Below are 18,166 nucleotides of genomic sequence, written 5' to 3'. Positions count from 1 at the left end.
TGCCGCTGCACTGGAACGCCGCCGGCCTGCCGATAGGCGTGCAATTCGTCGCCCGTTGCGGCGATGAGCTGACGCTGCTGCGGCTGGCGCGCCAGCTGGAACAGGCCCAGCCCTGGGCGCAACGGCGACCGCCGACGCCTTAAGAGCCTGTTCAAAGTCTGCTGCGCGTCGGCGGGATGGATAGACATGGGCGTTGAAACCACGCCCAGTGCTCATGTACCACCTGTACATTCCGCTTTTTCGCTCGTTTTCGCCTTGTCTCGCTCTTGCTCGCGAGACTTTGAACAGGCTCTAAGAGCCTGTTCAAAGGCTCGCCTTAGCTCGCGAGATCGTAAACAGGCTCTAATACAGTTATTTGAGTCAATAAGGGCGCCGCGGCGCCCTTATTGCCGGGGGGCGCTTGCGGTAGAATGCGCTGCCGGCCGTCGAGAGCCGGAACGATATTCACCGGGCAAGACCAAGCAATGAGCGATAGCAAGATCATCGAGGTAGTGGCCGGCGCGCTGATGCGGCCGGATGGCAGTTTCATGCTGGGCAGCCGGCCGGAAGGCAAGCCCTATGCCGGTTACTGGGAGTTCCCCGGCGGCAAGGTGGAGCCGGGCGAAAGCGGCGAGCAGGCGCTGGCGCGCGAGCTGCACGAGGAAATGGGCATTGAAATGCTGGCCGCGACGCCGTGGCTGACTAAGGTCCACCATTATGAACACGCCTCGGTGCGGCTGCATTTCTTCCGTGTCTGGTCCTGGCGCGGCGAGCCTCAATCGCGGGAAGGCCAAAGCTTCGCCTGGCAGACGCCGGGCGCTTGCACGGTGCAGCCCATGCTGCCGGCCAACGGACCCATTCTCAAATCGCTGGAATTGCCGGCGGCTTATGCGATCACTTGCGCGCATGAAATCGGCGTCGATGCGCAGTTGCGTCGGCTGGAACAGGGGCCGGCCTGGGGCATGGTGCAGGTGCGCGAACCACAGATGGCGCGCGCCGAGCTCGCTGATTTCGTCGCCAAGGCGGCTGCCATCGTCCATGGCCGCGGTGGCAAGCTGCTGCTCAACGCCGACCCGGTCTGGGCGGCGGAGTGGCCGGTGGATGGCGTGCATCTGAACGCCGCGCGACTGGCCTCGTTGAACGAACGCCCGGACTTTGCCTGGGTTGGCGCTTCGGCGCATGACGCGGCGCAAGTGGCGCGTATAGGCGAACTGGGCCTGGATTACGCCTTGCTCGGCCATGTCGCCGCCACCGCCAGCCATCCCGGCGCGGCGGCGCTGGGATGGGATGGGTTCCGGGCCTGCCTGGCCGCCGGCGCGCCGACGCCAGTGTACGCCTTGGGCGGCATGAGTTTGGAGGATTTGGACGCCGCCCGTTGTCACGGCGCGCATGGGGTGGCGTTGATGCGGGGGGCATGGCGATGACGGCCAAGCAACGGAAATGGCTGGCGCTGGGCGGTGCCTTGCTACTGCTGGCTGGCGTCAAGTTCGGTCTGATTTATTACTGGTATGGCCAGCGGCAGCCGGTCAAGCCGCAGCCCTTGGCTTGCGGCGCCGGCCAACTGTCCTGCGCGCTGCCCGGCGGCGGCGCTTGGCGTTTCGTGTCGGCGCCGGTGCACGGCAAGCCGTTCGAAATCCGCCTGCAAGGCGTCGTCGCGCGCGAGACGCCGCAGGTGGAGTTCAATATGGCCGACATGGACATGGGTTTCAATCGCTACACCTTCGTGCGCGACGGCGCCGATTGGAAGGCGACGGTGACGCTGCCGCTGTGCGTCAGCGGCAGCCGTGACTGGCTGGCGACGCTGAGCCTGGACGGCAAGCGCTATCTGCTGCCGTTCTCCGCGCGCTGAACCACGGGGGCGGCGCGCCGCCTCATCTTTTCTTGCGCTTGACGTAGAGCGTCTTGTGCACCCGGGCCACCACCTCGCCCTGCTGATCCACCACGTCCACCAGTAGCTGAGGCAAATACTTGTCGCCGTGCGCGGTGTGGCGTCTGACTTCGTCCAGCGTTTCCGGCGTCAGCCGGAAATGCGCGCGCACCGTGCCGCGTCCCGGTTTCAGATAGTCGATGCTGCCGCTTTTGTCCCACACATAGTAGTCCCGCCCCAACTGATGCATCAGCATCAGCATGAAGAAGGGATCGGTCATCGCGTACAGGCTGCCGCCGAAATGGGTGCCGACGTAGTTGCGATTGCCGAAGCTCAGTTTCAACTGCACCTCGATGTCGCTGAAGTCGGCTGCCAGCCGCTTGACGCGGATGCCGGCACCCAGGAAGGGCGGCCATAGATTGAGCAGAAATCGGAACAGCCAGGCGGGTGGTTTCATCGCGTTAAAACGGTCGTTTGAATTCTGTCATCGTCGATAAAAAAACCGGCGCTGTCAATCGCGCCGGTCCGGTTTGTCGCGGGCGGGTTTATTTGACCACGCCGCAAGCCACGCGCGCGCCGCCGCCGCCCAGCGGCAGCGGATGGTCGCTGTGATTGTCGCCGCCGGCATGCACCATCAGCGCATGGCCAGCGAAGTCGGCGGCCTTCAGCCGTGGCGCCAGCACCGGGTAGGTCGCCTTGCCGTCGGCGCCCACGTATAGCGCCGGCAGGTCGCCCTTATGGCCTTGGCCATAGGGGCCGGCGTGCGCGCCGGTCTTGTCCGGGTCCCAGTGGCCGCCGGCGGCGCCGGCTGGCGTGATGGCCCCATTGGCGCCGACGGATGGCGCGCAGGACGCCTTCTCATGCACGTGGAAGCCATGCACGCCCGGCGGCAGCTTTGCCAGATTGGGCGTCAGCAAGGCGCCATAGGGCGTGTCTTCTATCTGGACGCTGCCGGCGGGGCCAGCATCGCCCTTGGCGTCGACAAAGGACAGTTCCACGGTTTGGGCCAGCGCCAGCGCGGGCAGACAGCACAGCAGGGTGAGTAGAGTACGCGACATGGGCAGAATCTCCTGGTGAGAGCGGGGGAAAGCTATGGCGATTGTGCCATTCCCCGCTCCTTGGACGGCCTGGCTGATCGGTCGGTTCTCGCCCAGCGCCGGATCACGCTCGCGAGACTTTGAACAAGCTCTAGGAGGCCAGCCGATCCGTGGGCGGCAACTCTTGATTCTGCGCTTCGGTATCCTGCGAACAGCGGTGGCAGTCGGCCACGGCAGGAGTCGGAACCGAAGCCGGCCGCCGCCAGCTCATGCGCCGCAGCGTGTCGTCCTTCAGCACGGCATGGTGCCAAATGGCGGCGGAGACGTGGACGGCGAGCAGGCCATAGAAGATCCAGCCCAGCCATTCGTGCAGCCGCACCGCGCTGACGACCAGAGCCGGATCTGCCTCGACCAGGCGCGGAAAGTAGATGCCGAGCAAGGGCACCGGGATTCTCAGGCCCTTGGCGTTGACGATGATCCAGCCCAAAAAGCATGAACCCAGGATGAAGCCGTAGATCGCCAGATGAGCGGCGTGGGCGCAAGCGCGCTGCGCGCGGCTGCTGCCAGCCAGCGGCGGCAGCGCCGGACCGGCCAGCCGCGTGGCGGCGCGCAATAGCGTGAGCGAGAGCAGGGCCATGCCACAGCCGATGTGCACGACCATCACGCTGCGCATGTCGATGGCGGTGTGACTGACCAGAAGGTCGCGTAGCCCACCGGCCAGCGCCAGGCTGGCCATCAGCAGCACGCTCAGCCAGTGAAACAGAATTTGCAGACGCGGGTAGCCTTGGCTGCGGGACGCCGGGGCGGAAGGGTGCATGACGCTTCTCCAATGAAGCCCGGCCGCGTTGGACATATCCTCCGCGGCGGGGCTGGATTTAAAAAGCGCCATTCAAACGCTTGCATGGCCAGGAGGCCAGCTTTCTTAAGTCATTCTAAATCCAGTCAATCCCATGTTTATATCTGGCTAGTTTTTATATGAATCTTCTATTCAGTTAATTTTAAATTATTATCTCATTGTCCTGAGTTTCCCGAATTTAGATTCCTTTTAGAAATATTGAGAATGGCTGAACGGCTGTGTGAGCATGGCCGGGCAGAGAAAAGCCCAGGTCCTTGATCAAGCTTGGCTTTGCCGCGGCAGCGGAGCGCTTCCCTGCCGAAAGCGGTAAGCGGATGGCGCGTCCTGGCGCGGACCGGACCGATATTCTCAAGCGCCCGCCCTGAAGCGTGGCCTTATTTCTGGAAGAGTAATTTTATGACGATGATCAGCGCTCAATGGCGACGAGCTAGGCAAGGCGGATTCACGCTGCTGGAATTATTGGTGGTGCTGCTGATTATTGCCTTATTGGCCGGCTATGTCGGTCCCAAGCTGTTTTCCCAAGTGGACAAGGCCAAGGTTAAGGCCACCCAGGCGCAGATGAGAACCCTGGGCGATGCGCTGGTGCAATACCGGCTGGATGTCGGCAGCTATCCCAGTTCGGAACAGGGTCTGGACGCGCTGGTGAAAGCGCCGCCGGGCGTGGCCGGCTGGCATGGCCCTTATCTGGCGCAGGATGTGCCGCTGGATGCCTGGGGCCGGCCGTATCAATTGCAAGTGCCGGGCCGCGAGGCCGAGGCGGAAATCCTGTCCCTGGGCGAGGAAGGGCGAGCGGGAGGCAAGGGTGAACTGGTGCACGCGCTGTAAGGCGCTGCTGCTGGCGGCGCTTGCCGCGCTGTCGGGCGGCGCGCAGGCCGAGGTCAACTGCTGGCGCGCCGCCGGCGCGCGCCATCAGGTGGATCCGCTGCTGCTGTATTCGATCGCCAAGGTGGAGTCCTCGTTGAACCCGCGCGCGATCAATTACAACAAGAACGGCAGCCACGATATCGGCCTGATGCAAATCAACAGCCAGCATCTACCGGCCTTGAGCCAGCGCGGCATCACGCGCCAACGGCTGCTGGACGATCCCTGCCTGAGCATACAGGTGGGCGCGTCGATACTGTCCGGCTTCATCCTGCGCTATGGCTATACCTGGCGCGCGGTGGGCGCTTACAACGCCGGCGGCGCGGCGGCGCGCGAGACGGCGCGCCAGCGCTATGTGGACAAGGTGTGGCGCGAATACTTGCAACTGCGCGCGGAACGTCGCCGAGATGGCTGAATACCGGATCAGCACGTTGCGGCAGGGGGCGGTGCGGCTGCGCCTGGTGCAGGCGGACAGCGAAGCGGCCGCGCGGGCCCAAGTGGGCGCGGACGAGGGCATGCTGCTGGAAGTGGCGCGCGTTGCCGGCGCCCGGCGCGACGGGCTGCGCCTGAACGGCGCGGCGCTCGGCCTGCTGTTGCAGGAGCTGTCGGCGCTGCTGGAGGCCGGCCTGGTGCTGATCGAGGCGCTGGAAGCGCTGCGCGACAAGGCCGGGCAGGGCAATAGGCCGCTGCAAGGGGTGTTGGAACAATTGCTGCAGACCCTATACCAGGGGCAGCCGTTGTCGCGGGCGATGCAGGCGCAGCCGGCGGTGTTCCCGGAGCTGCTGGTGGCCACCGTGGCCTCGTCGGAAGGCAGCGGCCAATTGCCGGCGGCGTTGAAGCGCTACCAGTACTACGAACAACGCGTCGCCACGCTGCGCAAGCGGGTGACCGGCGCGCTGGTCTATCCGGCGGTGGTGCTGAGCGTGGGCGGCGGCATCCTGCTGTTCATGCTGTTCTTCGTGATCCCCCGCTTCGCCGTGGTGTTCGAATCGCTGCGCGAACTGCCGGCCACCGCGGCCGCCATGCTGTGGTGGGCGCGGCTGGTGCAGAGCCACGGCGGCTTGTTGGGCGCGGGCCTGGCCGGAGGCCTGCTCGCGGTGGCGGCGACGCTGCGCGCGAGCCGGGTCCGTCGCGCGCTGCTGGCGCGGTTGTGGACGCTGCCCAAGCTGCGCGATGTCGCCCAATTGTTCGTGCTGGCGCGCTTCTACCGCAGCGCCGGCTTGCTGATCGACGGCGGCACGCCGGCGCTGCAGGCCTTCGAGCTGTCCGGGCGGCTGCTGCCGGCGGCGCATGGGCAGCGGCTGAGCCGCGCGCTGGAAGAGCTGCGCGCCGGCAAGCCGGTAGCGGCGACGCTGGCGCGCCATGGCCTGACCACGGCGGTGGCCGAGCGGCTGCTGCGCGTGGGCGAGCAGAGCGGAGACCTGGGCGGGATGTGCGAGCGCATCGCCCACTTTCACGATGGCACGCTGGACCAGGCGATAGAAGTGTTCAGCAAAGTGTTCGAACCGATTTTGATGTTGGCGGTCGGCGGCCTGGTCGGCCTGATCGTCACCCTGTTGTACATGCCGATTTTCGAACTGGCCGGCGGCATGGGCTGAGGAATACCGATGGAACAATTACTGGATGTCGCCGTACCCACCGCCTGGCAATGGCGGCGCGAGAGCGGCGAGCAAGACCTCTCGCTGGCCGAACTGCTGGACCGGCAACTGGAGCGCGAACCGGACAGCCTGCCGCTGGCGGCCAGGCTGCTGGGGCTGAGCGCGCTGAGCGGTGGCCAACTGCGCGAGGCGGCGCCGCGTTTCGACCTGCTGCCGTTGGCCGAGGCCCTGTCCTGTCGCGTGGCGCCGCTGGAATGGCAGGGGCGGCTCTATCTGGCCATGGCCGAGCCCTTGCATCTGGACGCGCGGTTGCGGCTGCAAAACTGCTTGCTCGGCGCCGGCCACCGCTTCGCCATCTGCCTGCCCGGCGTCGTCGACGCCTGGCTGAAACAGGCGGAGGCCAACGAGCGGGTGATGGACGGCGCTGCGGTGGACCTGGCCGAGGACAGCCTGGCCAAGGCGGTGGAGTCGATCTCGCTGAGCAGCCTGGCCAAGGATGAAAGCCCGGTGATCCGCCTGGTCAACATGACCTTGTACGACGGCCTGCAAAGCCGCGCCAGCGACATCCACCTGGAGTCCAGCGTCGCTGGTCTGCATATCCGCTACCGCATCGACGGCGTGATGCAGTCCATCCGGCAGGTGCCGGGGCAATTGGTGGCCAGCCAGGCGATGTCGCGGCTGAAAGTGCTGTCCAGCCTGGACATCGCGGAAAAGCGCGTGCCGCAGGATGGCCGCTTCAAAGTGGCGCTGCAAGGCCGCGAAGTGGATTTCCGCGTCTCCATCATGCCGGGCGCTCATGGCGAAAACGCGGTGTTGCGGCTGCTGGACAAATCCCAGCGCGGCGACAGCCTCAACCTGGACACCCTGGGCTTTCCCGGCGAAACCGCGCGCCGCATCCGTGCGCTGGCGCAACTGCCCTATGGCCTGACCCTGATCACCGGTCCCACCGGCAGCGGCAAGTCCACCACCTTGTACGGCACGCTGGCGGAGATCAATACCGGCGAGGAAAAGATCATCACCATCGAAGACCCGGTGGAGTACGAAATGGCCGGCATTCTGCAGATTCCGGTGAATGAAAAGAAGGGCCTGAGCTTTGCCCGCGGCCTGCGCTCCATCCTGCGTCACGACCCGGACACCATTCTGGTGGGGGAGATCCGCGACGCGGAAACCGCCGCCATCGCGGTGCAGTCGGCGCTGACCGGCCACCGCGTGCTGTCCTCGGTGCACGCCAACGACGCCTTCAGCGTGATCGACCGCTTCCTCTACATGGGCGTGGAACCGGCCTCCTTTCTGGAGGCGCTCAACGGCGTGGTGTCGCAGCGCTTGGTGCGTCGTCTGTGCGCGGCCTGTGGCGGAGCCGCTTGCGAGGTCTGCCGCGGCAGCGGCTTTCACGGCCGCATCGCGCTGGCGGAAGTGCTGCGGCTGGACAGCAGCATGAAGGGCGCGCTGCTGGAGCGCTCGCCGCAAAAGCGTCAACAGGCGCTGGCGCAGTGCGCAGATTATCAATCGATGCGCGCCGCCGCCGATGAGGCGGTGGCGCGTGGACTCACCACTTACCAGGAGGTCAGCCGTGCCGTGGCCATGGAATGAAAGAACCGTGCTGATCGAGGCCGAAGAGGCGATCCTGCTGCCGGATGTCGCAAGTGAAGGCAAGCGCTGGCGCTGCCGCCACCACGGCAAGCCGGCGCAGGCGCTGGCCATGCTGCTGGGCGGCGCCGCGCGCGCGCGCCCGGCTTGGCGCAACCGCGTGCATGTGCTGCTCGGCTATCCATGGGCGCATAGCCAACTGCTGCCGTGGCAGGACGGTCTGGCCGGGCGGCAAGCGCAGTGGCGCGCCTATGCGCTGGGCCTGATGCGCGAGCGCGGCATCGGCGGCGAACTGGCGCTGAGGCTGACGCCACCGCGTCACGGCGCCGCGCGGCTGGCTTGCGCCGCCGACGCCGCCTTGCTTGGTGAGATTGCCGGCGCGGTGCGCGCGGCGGGCTGGCGGCTGGCCGGCTGCCGCGACTTGCTGTCGTCCAGCCTGCAACGCTATCAGCGCGCGCTGGCGCAGGACCGGCGCGCGCTGGTGGTGGCCGAGGCCGGCGCCGTCACCTGCCTGTGGCGCGGCGAGCGCGACTGGGAGCAATTGCTGACCCTGGCGCTGGCGCCGGGGCAGAGCGCGATCGACGGCGTGGCGGCGGCGGAAGCGCTATGCGGCCGCGAGCCTGGCGGCGCCTATTGCTGGGCCGCGACACTGGGGCCGGCGCAACAGCCGATGGCCGCTCAGGCGCGCTGGCTCGGCTTCCCCCATCCCTTGCTGGAGCGTTTGCCATGCGCGGTTTGAATTGCCGCGGGCTGGACTTCAGCCGGCCGGAACCGCGCGCGCCGCTGGCCGGCCTCGCCGCCGTCGTCTTGCTGGCGCTGCTGGCCGTCATCGGCTGGCGGCAGTGGCAGTTGCAACGGCAGGAAGCGGAGATCACGGTATTGGAGCAGGGTCGGGAACGGCAGCGCCAACTGCGCGAGCGCGAGCAGCGCCGCTTGCAGGCCCGCACGCCGGAAGAACGCAAGCTGGAAGCGCTGCTGCTGGCCCAGGGCGACGATGGACGTCGGCTGCGTCCGGCGCTGCTGCGGGGGATAGAGCAGGCCTGGACGCCGCGGCTGGGCATGCTGACGCTGCATCTCGAAGGCGCGGGCCGGCAGGCGCGGCTGGAATTGAGCGCCGCCGATCCCGGCGCGATCTTTCAGTTCCTCAGCGCCTTGAACCGCGGTCCCGGCCAGGCCACCTTGCTGCGGCAGGGCATCAAGGCGGACGATCCGCGGCGAGCGGCGCTGGCCACGATACAGGTGACATTGCGATGAGAGCGCGCTGGCGAACCGTCACCGCGGCCTTGATCACGGCCTGGCGGCGCACGCGGCAGGTTCGCGTTCAGCCGGAATCCGGGCAGTGGCGGCATTGGGGCAGCCGCTTGCGCTGGCAGCGGCAAGTGCTGGCGTGCCACTTGGGCCGTGGCGGACAGTTGGCGCTGGCGGCCTGTGGTCTGTTGTTGGGCTACGGCGCGCTGGCGCAGTGGCCGCAGCAGCAGGACTTGCAGCAGCGGCGCCAGCGGCTCAGCGCGCCGCCGCGCGCCTTGCCGGCGGCGGAGCCGACCGCCCGCGCGCAGCAACTGCGGGCGCAGTTGAGCGAGGACATGAACCCGCGCAAGCAGGCCTTGCTGGCGCAACTGAGCCAGGCCGGGCTGATCGTGTTCGACGCCGCCTACCGCGACGAGCCGGAGGCCGGCGGCAAACTGCGCCGCGTCAGCGTAGAACTCAGCGCCGCCGGGCGCTATCCGGAACTGATGGCGGCGCTGGTCGCGCTGAAGGCACAGCCCTTGCTGCGCCTGGAGACGCTGACGCTGGAACGCGCGCAAACCACCAATGTGATGCTGAGCATACGGATGCGGCTCAGCATGTTGGGAGCGGGGCAATGAGGCGGCGGTGCTACGGCTCGCTTCTGGCGTTTGCGCTGGCTTGCGCGGCGCCGTTGCGGGCGGAGGAGATCGTGGACTTGTTTCCCGGCCAGCCCTGGGAGTCGCTGCAACTGCAGGCTGCTTCGACGCAGGGCCAAGCGCTGCCGAACCCCGCGCTGGCCACTCCTTTGCCGGTGCCGATGCCGGAGGCGGCCCCGGAGCCGTTCACCGCGCTGGGCGAATGGCGTCAGCAGGGACAGCGGGTGCTGGTGCTGCAAGGGCAGAGCGACAGCTATCTGCTGTGCGCGGCCTGCAAGCTGCCCAAGGCGCTGCGGCCGGGCGCGAAGCTGGGGCATTACCTGTTCAAGGCCTTGGAGCGGGACCGCGTGGTGCTGCTCGACGCCGAAGGGCGGGAACACGCGATAACACTATCCCGATTGGTTAACTGAAACGGCGGCGACGGCGCGGCGGAACCCGGCAACGGTCCGCGGCCCGACGCCGCGATTTATCTGGCGATGATGAAATGAAGCACTGCAAACCCACGCTGCTGGCGGTGTCACTCAGCTTGATGCTGGGAGGATGCGCGTTGCCCGGGCCAGTCAAAAAGATGTTCGGCTCCAAGCCGCCCGCCAGCGCGGAAGAACAATTGCGCGTCGCGGAGACCGCGCTGCGCCAACAGCCCGGCGATGTGGAACGGCGCAAGAGCGTGGTCGGCAAGAGCACGGTATTGGCGGAGGAAACGCTGCAAGCGGCCAAGGCCAAGATGGAGGCCGGCGACGACGCGGCCGCGCTGGAGGAAGTGAGCCGCTTGCTGGCGCTGGTGCCGGATCATATGCGCGCGCGGCAGTTGCAGCGTCAGCTGCAACGCCGTTTGCGGCTGAAGCCGGAGCTGGACGAAGCCGCCGCCATGGGGCAGCAACGACCGCGCGAGGCCGAGGAGCGGGTCAAGCGCATTCTGCAGGAACAGCCGGGCTATCGGCAGGCGGAAGCGCTGCGCGAGGAATTGCAACACCAGGACGCCGCGCGCACCACGCTGCGCCCGCGCCTGGCCGACGCGCTGCGCCAGCCGGTGACGCTGAATTTCAAGGTCCAGCCCATCGCCAGCATCTTCGACGCGATCTCGCGGCTGGCCGGCATCGACTTCGTGTTCGACCCGGAAGTGGCCATCGCCACCCCGGCCAGCATCATCGCCAGCGACACCACCGCGGAAGACGCCATCAACCTGCTGCTGCGCACCCATCAGCTGGACAAGAAAGTGCTGAGCCAGAACAGCATGCTGATCTATCCGGCGCGCGCGGAAAAAACCAGGGAATACCAGGAACTGGTCACCCGCACCTTCTACCTGGCCCAGGCCAATGCCAGCCATGTGCTGGCGGCGATGCGCCAGATCAGCGCGCCCAAGAACGTGCATCTGGACGAGCGCGCCAATGCGGTGATCGTGCGCGACACGCCGGAGGTCATCGCGGTGATCGAGCGCCTGGTGGCCAGCTTGGACATCGCCCAGTCCGAAGTGACCATGGATGTGCAAGTGCTGGAAGTGAACACCAATGATGTGCTCGACGTCGGCATCGACTATCCGCCGGATCTGCGATTTTCGGTGTTGGGCAAGGACGGCGCGGACAAGGTGACGGTGGGCGATCTGCTGCATCTGAACAGCGATCGCATCGGCGTCAGCAGCCGCAGCGACCTGGGGATGGCGGTCAATCTGCTGCAAAAGAAGGGCAAGACCAAGGTGCTGGCCAATCCCAAGATACGGGTGCGCAATATGGAAAAAGCCAGCATCAAGATAGGCGAAAAAGTACCGGTGGTCACCACCACCAATGCCAACGGCGTGGTGACGGAATCGGTCAACTACCAGGATGTCGGCCTGATCCTGCAAGTGGAGCCGCGGATCAGCCTCAGCGATGAAGTCAGCGTCAAGGTCAGCATGGAGGTCAGCAATCTCAAGGGCGAGGTCAAGACCGCCGGCGGCGGCATTGTCTATCCGATGAGCACCCGCAACGCCGAAACCGTGATGACCGCCCGCGACGGCGAAACCCAGGTGCTGGCTGGCCTGATCAAGCAGCAGCAAGACCGCAGCAGCAACGGCCTGCCCGGCCTCAGCACGCTGGGTTGGCTGGGCAGCCTGTTCGGCGGCCAGAAGCGCAGCGACGAAAACACCGAAATCATCCTGCTGCTGACCCCGCGCATCGAGCGGGCGCTGGAACTGCCGGCCGCCGCCGACAGCTACTTCGTCTCAGGCACCGAGAGCCGTCTCGGCGTGGAGCCGCTGACCACCGCCGCGCCCAAGCCCCCCTCCAAGCCAGCAGCCAAATCCGCCGCGCCGGCGCTGGACAGCCCGCTGGCCGCGCCCTGAGGTGGATATGAAGTCTCAATCCGGCTTCACCCTGATCGAACTGATGGCCGCGCTGACCCTGCTGGCGCTGCTGCTCAGCGCCAGCCTGCCGCTGGCCGATCTGGCCAGGCGGCGCGCGCAGGAGAGCGAACTGCGGCACAGCCTGCGGCAGATCCGCGACGCCATCGACGCCTATCGGCAGGCGGTGACGGACAAGAAAATCACGGTGTCGCCGGAGCAGAGCGGCTATCCGCCCAGCCTCGCCAGCCTGGTCGAGGGGGTGGTGGATAGCAGCGATCCCAATGGCGGCAAGCTTTACTTCCTGCGCCGGCTACCGGCGGACCCGATGTGCGAGCGCTGCGAGGGGCAAAACCCGGCCGAGAGTTGGGACACGCGCAGTTACGACAGCTCGGTGGAGGCGTTTTCCGCCGGTCGCGACGTCTATGACATCCGTTCCAAGAGCGGCGGAAAGGGCATCAATGGCATTCCCTATCAACAATGGTAGGCCGGCGCGCGGCTTCACCCTGATCGAACTATTGGTGGTGATGAGCATCATCGGCGCGCTGATGGCCTTGGTCAGCCCCAGTTATTTCAAGAACAACGACCGCGCGCGCGAAACCGTGCTGCGCCACAATCTGGCGGCGCTGCGCCAGGCCATGGACGATTACCGCGCCGACCACGGCGCCAATCCTTCCGCCTTGCAGGACCTGGTGAGCAACCGCTACCTGCGCGAATTGCCGCTGGACCCTATCTTGGGCCAGCGCGACGGCTGGCAAACCCGGCCGGCGGAAGACGGCGGCATCGGCGAAGTCAGCAGCGGCGCCAAGGGCGCCGGCCTGGACGGCAGTGACTATGGCAGCTGGTAAGCAGCGCGGGCTGGCTTATCTGGGCGTGCTGATGCTGGTATTGGCCATCGGCGTCGCCCTCAGCGCGGCGGCCGGCGCCTGGGCCCGCCAGCTGCAGCGCGAGAAAGAGGCGCAGCTGCTGCATATCGGCCTGCAATTGCAGCGCGCGATCGAATCCTATCACCGCAGCGGCACAGCGCCGGCCTATCCCAAGACCCTGGAGGTCCTGCTCAAGGACGATAGAGTGTCCTTCACCCGCCGCCATCTGCGCCGGCTGTATGCCGACCCGATGAGCGGCAAGCCGGAATGGGGCCTGGTCAAGGGGACCGATGGCGGCATCGTCGGCGTGTTCAGCTTGGTGGAGGGCAGTCCGCTGAAGCGGCGCGGCTTTGCCGCCGAACTGGGCGATTTCGCCGACAAGGCCAGTTATCAGGAGTGGGTTTTTCTGGCGGGAAGCACGCGCTGACGGGACGGCATTCATCATTTATGTCAATGATATTTATAATTTTTTGATTTAAACCAAATTGCTACTAAAACTGAACATTTTCATGGAATAAATAGGACTCATCCTATATCCCCACGCGCATCGTTACGGAAAAATCGTCCTCGTTTTCGACTCACGGCGGTTGTCCGGCGGCACTTAGCCGTCAAAGGGCAGGCGGCATAAGGGGACCGGCCTGGCCAGGATCCCGGCCGCGTAAGGCCGCCCTCAAGGCACCCGAATACGATGATTGTTGCAATTTTAGAAGACTGTCCGCTGCAAGTGGCCCGCTTCGTCGAGCTGCTGGAACAGCATGGCCATCAAGCCATCGCCTGCGGCAATGGCGACCATTTCGTCGCCCGTTTCCAGGAACAGAACTGCAATGCGATGCTGCTGGACTGGGAGGTTCCCGGCCGCAGCGGCATAGACGTGCTCAAATGGGCGCGCGCCAAGTTGCCGTCGGGCCTGCCCATCCTGATGGTGACCCAGCGCGACGACGAAGAGGACATTGTGCAGGCCTTGGAGCGTGGCGCCGACGACTATCTGCAAAAGCCGATTCGCGAGCGTGAATTGCTGGCGCGCCTGGCCGCTCAGTTCCGCAAGCAGCAGCGGCTGGGCGAGCCGGACGCGGAGTTCGAGGCCGGCGGCTACCGCTTCAGTCCGGAGGCGCGCAGCGTCAGCTTCAACGGTGAAAAAGTGATGCTGCCGGCGCGTGAGTTCGCGCTGGCCACGCTGCTGTTCCGCAATCTGGGCCGCATCCTGACCAAGGACTTTCTCAGCCTGCGCATCTGGGGGCTGGCGGACCGCAAATACGACGCCAGCCTGGCCACCTATGTCAGCAATCTGCGCTCGGCGCTGGGCTTGCGGCCGCGCAACGGCATCGTGATCTCCACCGTATATAACTACGGCTACCGCCTGGAGCGGGTCTAATGCGGATTCGGCCGTGCGGACCGGCGTCGACCGGAGCTTCCTCTCGGAGCATGACGCGGCAATGAGGCTGTCGTGCCTGCTTTTCCGCCGCTGGCGCACGCAAGACGCGCTGTTCTTCATCGGTTTCGCGCTGCTGGTGGCGGTGTTCGCCGTGCCCAATCAAGACGCCTTGTTCCGCTCGTTGGACCGGCTGTATTTCGAATTGCTGGCCAACCAGCAAGCCGAAGACAACCAGCACGATGTGGTGCTGGTCAATATCGACCAGGCGACGCTGGACGCGCTGGGGCAGAAGGGCGTGCGCGCCAATGCCAGCTACGCGGCATTGCTGGAGCAACTGCGGCAGGCCGATAGCGTGGTACTCGGCCTTAATCTGACCGCGAACAGGCATCTGCAACAACTGCTGGACGCGATCAAGCGCCATGGGCGCGTGGTGGTGGCGGCGCCTGCCTATGTCGGTGGCGACGCGCCCGCGCGGATCGCCGCCGCCGCCGCCGGTGTCGGCCAGCGCGAACTGCTGATCGGCGATGGCAATGTGGCCACCGGCATCCTGCCCTATGCTCCACGCGGCAAGGCACTGTTGCCGAACATCGTGCTGGAAGCGTTGCGGGTGGCCGACTATGAGCTGCCGGCGCGCCAAGTCTGGTGCCTGGCTGCACTATGGCAGCGCTGCTCGCCGCAGGAAGACGGCTGGCTGCTGGTGCTGCCGGCCCAGCACCGCCTGCAGCAGTACTCGATGCTGGCGGTGCTGAACGGCGCCGTGCCGCCGTCCGCGTTCGAAAACAAGATCGTCGTCGTCGGCCACCTGGCGATGGACCCGTTCAAGAGCCTGCGCGCCAGTCACAAACCAATGGCGGCCGAAGGCTATACTCGCAGCCAGATCATCGCGCTGCAAATCCAGACCCTGATGGAGTACGGCCCGGTGTCCATGGTGGCCGCCCCGTACAAGCTGCTGATCAATCTGGCCATCATGCTTGGGCTGCTGCTGGTTTGCCTGCTGTCGCCGCCGGCGCGCATGCACGGCCGCGCCTGGTTGTGGCTGGGCACCTGCTTGCTGGCGTCCATCCTGCTGCTGTTGTACGCCCATACCTGGGTGCCGGTCAGCTCGCCCTTGATTGGCGGCTTGCTGATTTACGCCGGTTGCGCCTGGCGCTGGCAGGCCAAGACCCATGCGCTGCTGCGGCAGGAAAGCGCATCCATGCAGTTGAGCCTGCGCGAAGCCGGCATGGCCTTGCCGCTGCGCGGCGGCGTGGAGACCGGCGCCGACGAAATCGAGCGCCTGATGCGGCAAATGCGCGCCTGGCAAGACTCCTACGCCAGCGTGCTCAATCTGCTGCCTTACCCCATTTTCTTCGAGCAGGACGGCAAGATCGTGCTCAGCAATCAGGCCGGGCGCAAGTTGCTCGGCGAGCACGGTGAACAGCGGCGGGCCGAGGACTGGATGCTGGCGCTGACCGCGGGCGCGCGTGCCAAGGCGCAGCGCAGCGGTGGCATCAGCATCGAGCATGTGCGCGCCGGACCGGGCGAGCACATGCTGCTGGTCACCCCCTGCCCGGAGCTGTGCGCCGGCCGCGCCAGCAATCTGATCAGCCTGGTCGATCTGCCCAGCGTCAAGGAGACAGCGTCCAGCGACCGCCATGCGCTGCGGCAAATGGTGCACGACCTGCGCAATCCGCTCACCGCCATCCTGCTGCTGATAGAGCAGCGCGGCGGCGGCGACGGCCCGCGGCAAGATCAATTCCTCGATGAACTGCGCCGGCAAGTCCATTACAGCCTGCGCGTGGCCCAGGATTTCATGCAGCTGTCGCGCGCCGAGCATCTGAATCCGGCACATTTCCTGCCGGTGTCGCTGCGGGACCTGGCTGAAGAGGCCGTCGACCAGATCCGCGCCGGCGCCGGGCAACAGCGCATCGCCGTGCATGGCCCGGACGCGGCGGAGCCGCTGTGGGTGAACGGCCATTACGACATGCTGCTGCGCGCGGTGGTCAATGTGCTGGACAACGCCATCAAATACTCGCCGCCGGACAGCGAGGTCACGGTGCGGCTGGCGTGCTGGGGCGAGTTGGCCGGCATCTGTGTGATAGACCAAGGCATAGGCATTCCCGAACATGCGCTGCCGCGGCTGTTCGAGCTGTTTTATCAAGTGGACGAACAGCGTCGCGACGGCGTCGGCCTGGGGCTGCCCTTCGTCAAGGCCGTGCTGCAAGCGCATGGCGGCCGTGTCGAGGTTAAATCCCGGAGCGGGATGGGCAGTGAATTCCAATTGCAAGCGCCAAGGCTGAGGCACCCAGCTTGCCTTCAGCAGGACGAAGAGGATGAGGAAGGCGCTTTCCCGGGCGCTGTTTAGCTTCTTTTGAGATTGATTGGGCGTCTGGCCAGGGTTTGGAACAATGCGGGCAAGTCGTTCACCAGCCGCTGCGGCTTGGGAATGAGCGGCAACTTAATCCTTAGACCGAGGTTTTTAGAACTATGACCGCATCTCGCAAAACCGGCAAAATCGTGCTGCCGGTATTGGCCCTGAGCCAGATCGCCGCTTCCCTGATGGTGCTTGCCCCGGCCACTGCTTCCGCCCATGGCTCCATGGTGAACCCGCCCAGCCGCGAATACGCCTGCGCTACCTTCGACACCCCGTGGAACAACCCGACTTATCCCAGCTGCGGCAAGATCGCATCGCAAAGCAGCAGCTGGATGTCCAATGTGCAGGGCGGCGTGAAGAGCAACCACAAAGACTACGTCAAGGACGGTTTGCTGTGCGCCGGAGGCAAGGAAGACTGGAAAGCGCTGGACGCGGCTGATTTTAAGGGGCGCGTGACCACGGTGACCCCGGATGCCCAGGGCAATGCGGTATTCGAATACAAGCAAACCGCTGGTCATTTCTCCAGCTACTTCAAGACCTATATCAGCAAGGACAGCTATGACCCGAAGAAGGGCCTGCGCTGGGACGACCTGGAAGAGATTGGTAATAGCGGTCCGCTGCCGCTTCCGCCCAACAACAGCATCACCAAGCTGGATGTGAAAATTCCGGCGCATCTGACCGGCAAGCGCGTGGTGTACAGCGTTTGGCAGCGTGATCCCAGCGACAATGCGGAAGCCTTCTACGCCTGCTCCGACGTGGACGTGGTGGCCAACAATATCGAATGGAAAGCCAGCGGCGCGCTTGAAGGCGGCCAGGTCAAGACCGGCGTGACGATGACTCTGCGCGTGTTTGACAAAGTGCGTGGCGGCGACCTGGAAAAGCACAGCATCGTGGTGAAGGCCGGCCAGGAAAAGCCGGAGCAATGGATGCACGCCTTGGCAAGCAAGACTAACCAAAGTTCCAGCGTGGTCAAGGTGGGCAAGCTGATCGGCTCGGACATCACACCGCAATTCAGCGCCACCGAAAACCAGGTATTCGGCCGCAACAAGCAAGTGAGCTTCGCGATTGACCAGCACGACGAAGGCGGCAAGCCGCCGGTGGACGACATCGCGCCGGGCGTGGTGAGCATCAGCGGCAAGACCGAAGCCAAGGCGGGCGAAGCCGTGAGCTTGCGTGCCAGCGCTGCCGCCGGCACCAATCTGAGCTATCTGTGGACGGTGTCGCCCAAGATCGATGGCCTGGCATTGAATACCGCCACCCTCAACTTCGCGGCGCCCAAGGTGAGCAAGAACACCGTGTACACCTTCAAGGCCACCGCCAGCAATGCGCTGGGCAGCAAGAATGCCACCCATGTGCTGACGGTCAAGGCCAATGACAACGGCGGCACGCCGCCGGTGGAAGGGGCTTGGGATGCCAAGAAGATCTATGACAAGGAATGCACCAAGGTCAGCCACAACGGTAAGGAATGGATGAATGGCTGGTGGACTCAGGGTAAGGAACCGGGTTCTGATGGCCAATGGGGTACTTGGCGCGTGCTTGGCTCCGCCGAAATGCACACCCAGTGCAAAGGCAAGTAAGCCCTTGACGGTGGCG

Annotated in this window: 20 protein-coding genes; 17 read left to right on the top strand and 3 right to left on the bottom strand. The window is 65.5% G+C overall.

Annotated elements, in window-relative coordinates; translation table 11 throughout:
- Nucleotides 1–464 precede the first annotated feature (464 nt).
- Nucleotides 465–1,403: a Nudix family hydrolase gene (locus VI26_RS18490; RefSeq protein WP_048411212.1), complete on the top strand. Its 939-nt coding sequence runs from the start codon at nt 465–467 to the stop codon at nt 1,401–1,403.
- A complete protein-coding gene (locus VI26_RS18485; protein ID WP_048411235.1) occupies nt 1,400–1,828 on the top strand; it encodes a hypothetical protein in 429 nt (142 codons plus the stop codon). The genes VI26_RS18490 and VI26_RS18485 overlap by 4 nt, the downstream gene beginning before the upstream one ends.
- Before the next feature lie 22 nt (nt 1,829–1,850).
- On the opposite strand, the gene VI26_RS18480 is transcribed toward VI26_RS18485, so the two are convergent.
- The 3 genes from VI26_RS18480 to VI26_RS23385 form a co-directional block, all read right to left on the bottom strand.
- Nucleotides 1,851–2,303 carry a DUF4442 domain-containing protein gene (locus tag VI26_RS18480; protein WP_048411211.1) on the bottom strand — a complete coding sequence of 151 codons (453 nt, stop codon included), beginning with the start codon at nt 2,301–2,303 and terminating at the stop codon, nt 1,851–1,853.
- An 88-nt stretch (nt 2,304–2,391) separates the two neighbouring features.
- The gene (gene sodC, locus VI26_RS18475) at nt 2,392–2,904 is read right to left on the bottom strand and encodes a superoxide dismutase family protein (protein WP_048411210.1); all 513 of its coding nucleotides are present in this window, start codon (nt 2,902–2,904) and stop codon (nt 2,392–2,394) included.
- Between the two features lie 130 nt (nt 2,905–3,034).
- Entirely contained in the window at nt 3,035–3,700 is a 666-nt protein-coding gene (locus VI26_RS23385; protein ID WP_053074508.1) for a cytochrome b, read from the bottom strand.
- A gap of 435 nt (nt 3,701–4,135) precedes the next feature.
- Here VI26_RS23385 and gspG point away from each other — a divergent pair, with 435 nt between their 5' ends.
- The 15 genes from gspG to VI26_RS18395 all read left to right on the top strand — a co-directional run bounded on the left by gspG (nt 4,136) and on the right by VI26_RS18395 (nt 18,150).
- Nucleotides 4,136–4,564, top strand: a complete 429-nt coding sequence (gene gspG / locus VI26_RS18465; protein ID WP_048411209.1) for a type II secretion system major pseudopilin GspG — start codon at nt 4,136–4,138, stop codon at nt 4,562–4,564.
- Nucleotides 4,542–5,015 (top strand): lytic transglycosylase domain-containing protein, encoded by a 474-nt coding sequence (locus tag VI26_RS18460; protein WP_231581052.1) that lies wholly within the window; start codon nt 4,542–4,544, stop codon nt 5,013–5,015. Before gspG ends, VI26_RS18460 begins: the two co-directional genes overlap by 23 nt.
- The gene (locus VI26_RS18455) at nt 5,008–6,198 is read left to right on the top strand and encodes a type II secretion system F family protein (protein WP_048411208.1); all 1,191 of its coding nucleotides are present in this window, start codon (nt 5,008–5,010) and stop codon (nt 6,196–6,198) included. Before VI26_RS18460 ends, VI26_RS18455 begins: the two co-directional genes overlap by 8 nt.
- A 9-nt stretch (nt 6,199–6,207) precedes the next feature.
- Complete coding sequence (locus VI26_RS18450; protein WP_048411207.1) at nt 6,208–7,788, top strand: GspE/PulE family protein; 1,581 nt, start codon at nt 6,208–6,210, stop codon at nt 7,786–7,788.
- Complete coding sequence (locus VI26_RS18445) at nt 7,769–8,524, top strand: hypothetical protein (RefSeq protein WP_156183958.1); 756 nt, start codon at nt 7,769–7,771, stop codon at nt 8,522–8,524. Before VI26_RS18450 ends, VI26_RS18445 begins: the two co-directional genes overlap by 20 nt.
- Complete coding sequence (locus tag VI26_RS18440) at nt 8,512–9,039, top strand: hypothetical protein (RefSeq protein ID WP_048411205.1); 528 nt, start codon at nt 8,512–8,514, stop codon at nt 9,037–9,039. Before VI26_RS18445 ends, VI26_RS18440 begins: the two co-directional genes overlap by 13 nt.
- Nucleotides 9,036–9,650, top strand: coding sequence for a GspMb/PilO family protein (locus tag VI26_RS18435; protein ID WP_156183957.1), 615 nt, complete (start codon nt 9,036–9,038; stop codon nt 9,648–9,650). The genes VI26_RS18440 and VI26_RS18435 overlap by 4 nt, the downstream gene beginning before the upstream one ends.
- Before the next feature lie 71 nt (nt 9,651–9,721).
- Nucleotides 9,722–10,078, top strand: a complete 357-nt coding sequence (locus tag VI26_RS18430; RefSeq protein WP_156183956.1) for a hypothetical protein — start codon at nt 9,722–9,724, stop codon at nt 10,076–10,078.
- A 74-nt stretch (nt 10,079–10,152) separates the two neighbouring features.
- Entirely contained in the window at nt 10,153–11,985 is a 1,833-nt protein-coding gene (locus VI26_RS18425) for a secretin N-terminal domain-containing protein (protein WP_053074506.1), read from the top strand.
- A gap of 7 nt (nt 11,986–11,992) precedes the next feature.
- Entirely contained in the window at nt 11,993–12,469 is a 477-nt protein-coding gene (locus VI26_RS18420) for a type II secretion system protein (protein WP_048411203.1), read from the top strand.
- The gene (locus VI26_RS18415) at nt 12,444–12,830 is read left to right on the top strand and encodes a type II secretion system protein (RefSeq protein ID WP_048411202.1); all 387 of its coding nucleotides are present in this window, start codon (nt 12,444–12,446) and stop codon (nt 12,828–12,830) included. The genes VI26_RS18420 and VI26_RS18415 overlap by 26 nt, the downstream gene beginning before the upstream one ends.
- Nucleotides 12,817–13,275: a type II secretion system protein gene (locus VI26_RS18410; protein WP_048411201.1), complete on the top strand. Its 459-nt coding sequence runs from the start codon at nt 12,817–12,819 to the stop codon at nt 13,273–13,275. The genes VI26_RS18415 and VI26_RS18410 overlap by 14 nt, the downstream gene beginning before the upstream one ends.
- 261 nt (nt 13,276–13,536) lie before the next feature.
- On the top strand, nt 13,537–14,220 hold the full coding sequence (locus tag VI26_RS18405; RefSeq protein WP_048411200.1) for a response regulator transcription factor: 684 nt from the start codon (nt 13,537–13,539) through the stop codon (nt 14,218–14,220).
- A 61-nt stretch (nt 14,221–14,281) separates the two neighbouring features.
- A complete protein-coding gene (locus VI26_RS18400; RefSeq protein ID WP_048411199.1) occupies nt 14,282–16,564 on the top strand; it encodes an ATP-binding protein in 2,283 nt (760 codons plus the stop codon).
- Nucleotides 16,565–16,686: 122 nt separating this feature from the next.
- Nucleotides 16,687–18,150, top strand: coding sequence for a lytic polysaccharide monooxygenase (locus VI26_RS18395; protein ID WP_048411198.1), 1,464 nt, complete (start codon nt 16,687–16,689; stop codon nt 18,148–18,150).
- Nucleotides 18,151–18,166: the final 16 nt, after the last annotated feature.

The sequence above is a fragment of the Chromobacterium sp. LK1 genome (assembly GCF_001043555.1).
Classification (GTDB): domain Bacteria; phylum Pseudomonadota; class Gammaproteobacteria; order Burkholderiales; family Chromobacteriaceae; genus Chromobacterium; species Chromobacterium aquaticum.
Note: the sequence above shows the minus strand (reverse complement) of the source record. Positions and strands in the feature narration are given on the sequence as shown.

Coding starts and splice junctions, on each gene's coding strand:
- VI26_RS18395 (WP_048411198.1), top strand. CDS start 16,687: ATGACCGCATCTCGCAAAACCGGCAAAATCGTGCTGCCGGTATTGGCC.
- VI26_RS23385 (WP_053074508.1), bottom strand. CDS start 3,700: ATGCACCCTTCCGCCCCGGCGTCCCGCAGCCAAGGCTACCCGCGTCTG.
- VI26_RS18485 (WP_048411235.1), top strand. CDS start 1,400: ATGACGGCCAAGCAACGGAAATGGCTGGCGCTGGGCGGTGCCTTGCTA.
- VI26_RS18450 (WP_048411207.1), top strand. CDS start 6,208: ATGGAACAATTACTGGATGTCGCCGTACCCACCGCCTGGCAATGGCGG.
- VI26_RS18490 (WP_048411212.1), top strand. CDS start 465: ATGAGCGATAGCAAGATCATCGAGGTAGTGGCCGGCGCGCTGATGCGG.
- VI26_RS18480 (WP_048411211.1), bottom strand. CDS start 2,303: ATGAAACCACCCGCCTGGCTGTTCCGATTTCTGCTCAATCTATGGCCG.
- gspG (WP_048411209.1), top strand. CDS start 4,136: ATGACGATGATCAGCGCTCAATGGCGACGAGCTAGGCAAGGCGGATTC.
- VI26_RS18410 (WP_048411201.1), top strand. CDS start 12,817: ATGGCAGCTGGTAAGCAGCGCGGGCTGGCTTATCTGGGCGTGCTGATG.
- VI26_RS18420 (WP_048411203.1), top strand. CDS start 11,993: ATGAAGTCTCAATCCGGCTTCACCCTGATCGAACTGATGGCCGCGCTG.
- VI26_RS18405 (WP_048411200.1), top strand. CDS start 13,537: ATGATTGTTGCAATTTTAGAAGACTGTCCGCTGCAAGTGGCCCGCTTC.
- VI26_RS18455 (WP_048411208.1), top strand. CDS start 5,008: ATGGCTGAATACCGGATCAGCACGTTGCGGCAGGGGGCGGTGCGGCTG.
- VI26_RS18440 (WP_048411205.1), top strand. CDS start 8,512: ATGCGCGGTTTGAATTGCCGCGGGCTGGACTTCAGCCGGCCGGAACCG.
- VI26_RS18400 (WP_048411199.1), top strand. CDS start 14,282: ATGAGGCTGTCGTGCCTGCTTTTCCGCCGCTGGCGCACGCAAGACGCG.
- VI26_RS18435 (WP_156183957.1), top strand. CDS start 9,036: ATGAGAGCGCGCTGGCGAACCGTCACCGCGGCCTTGATCACGGCCTGG.
- VI26_RS18415 (WP_048411202.1), top strand. CDS start 12,444: ATGGCATTCCCTATCAACAATGGTAGGCCGGCGCGCGGCTTCACCCTG.
- sodC (WP_048411210.1), bottom strand. CDS start 2,904: ATGTCGCGTACTCTACTCACCCTGCTGTGCTGTCTGCCCGCGCTGGCG.
- VI26_RS18425 (WP_053074506.1), top strand. CDS start 10,153: ATGAAGCACTGCAAACCCACGCTGCTGGCGGTGTCACTCAGCTTGATG.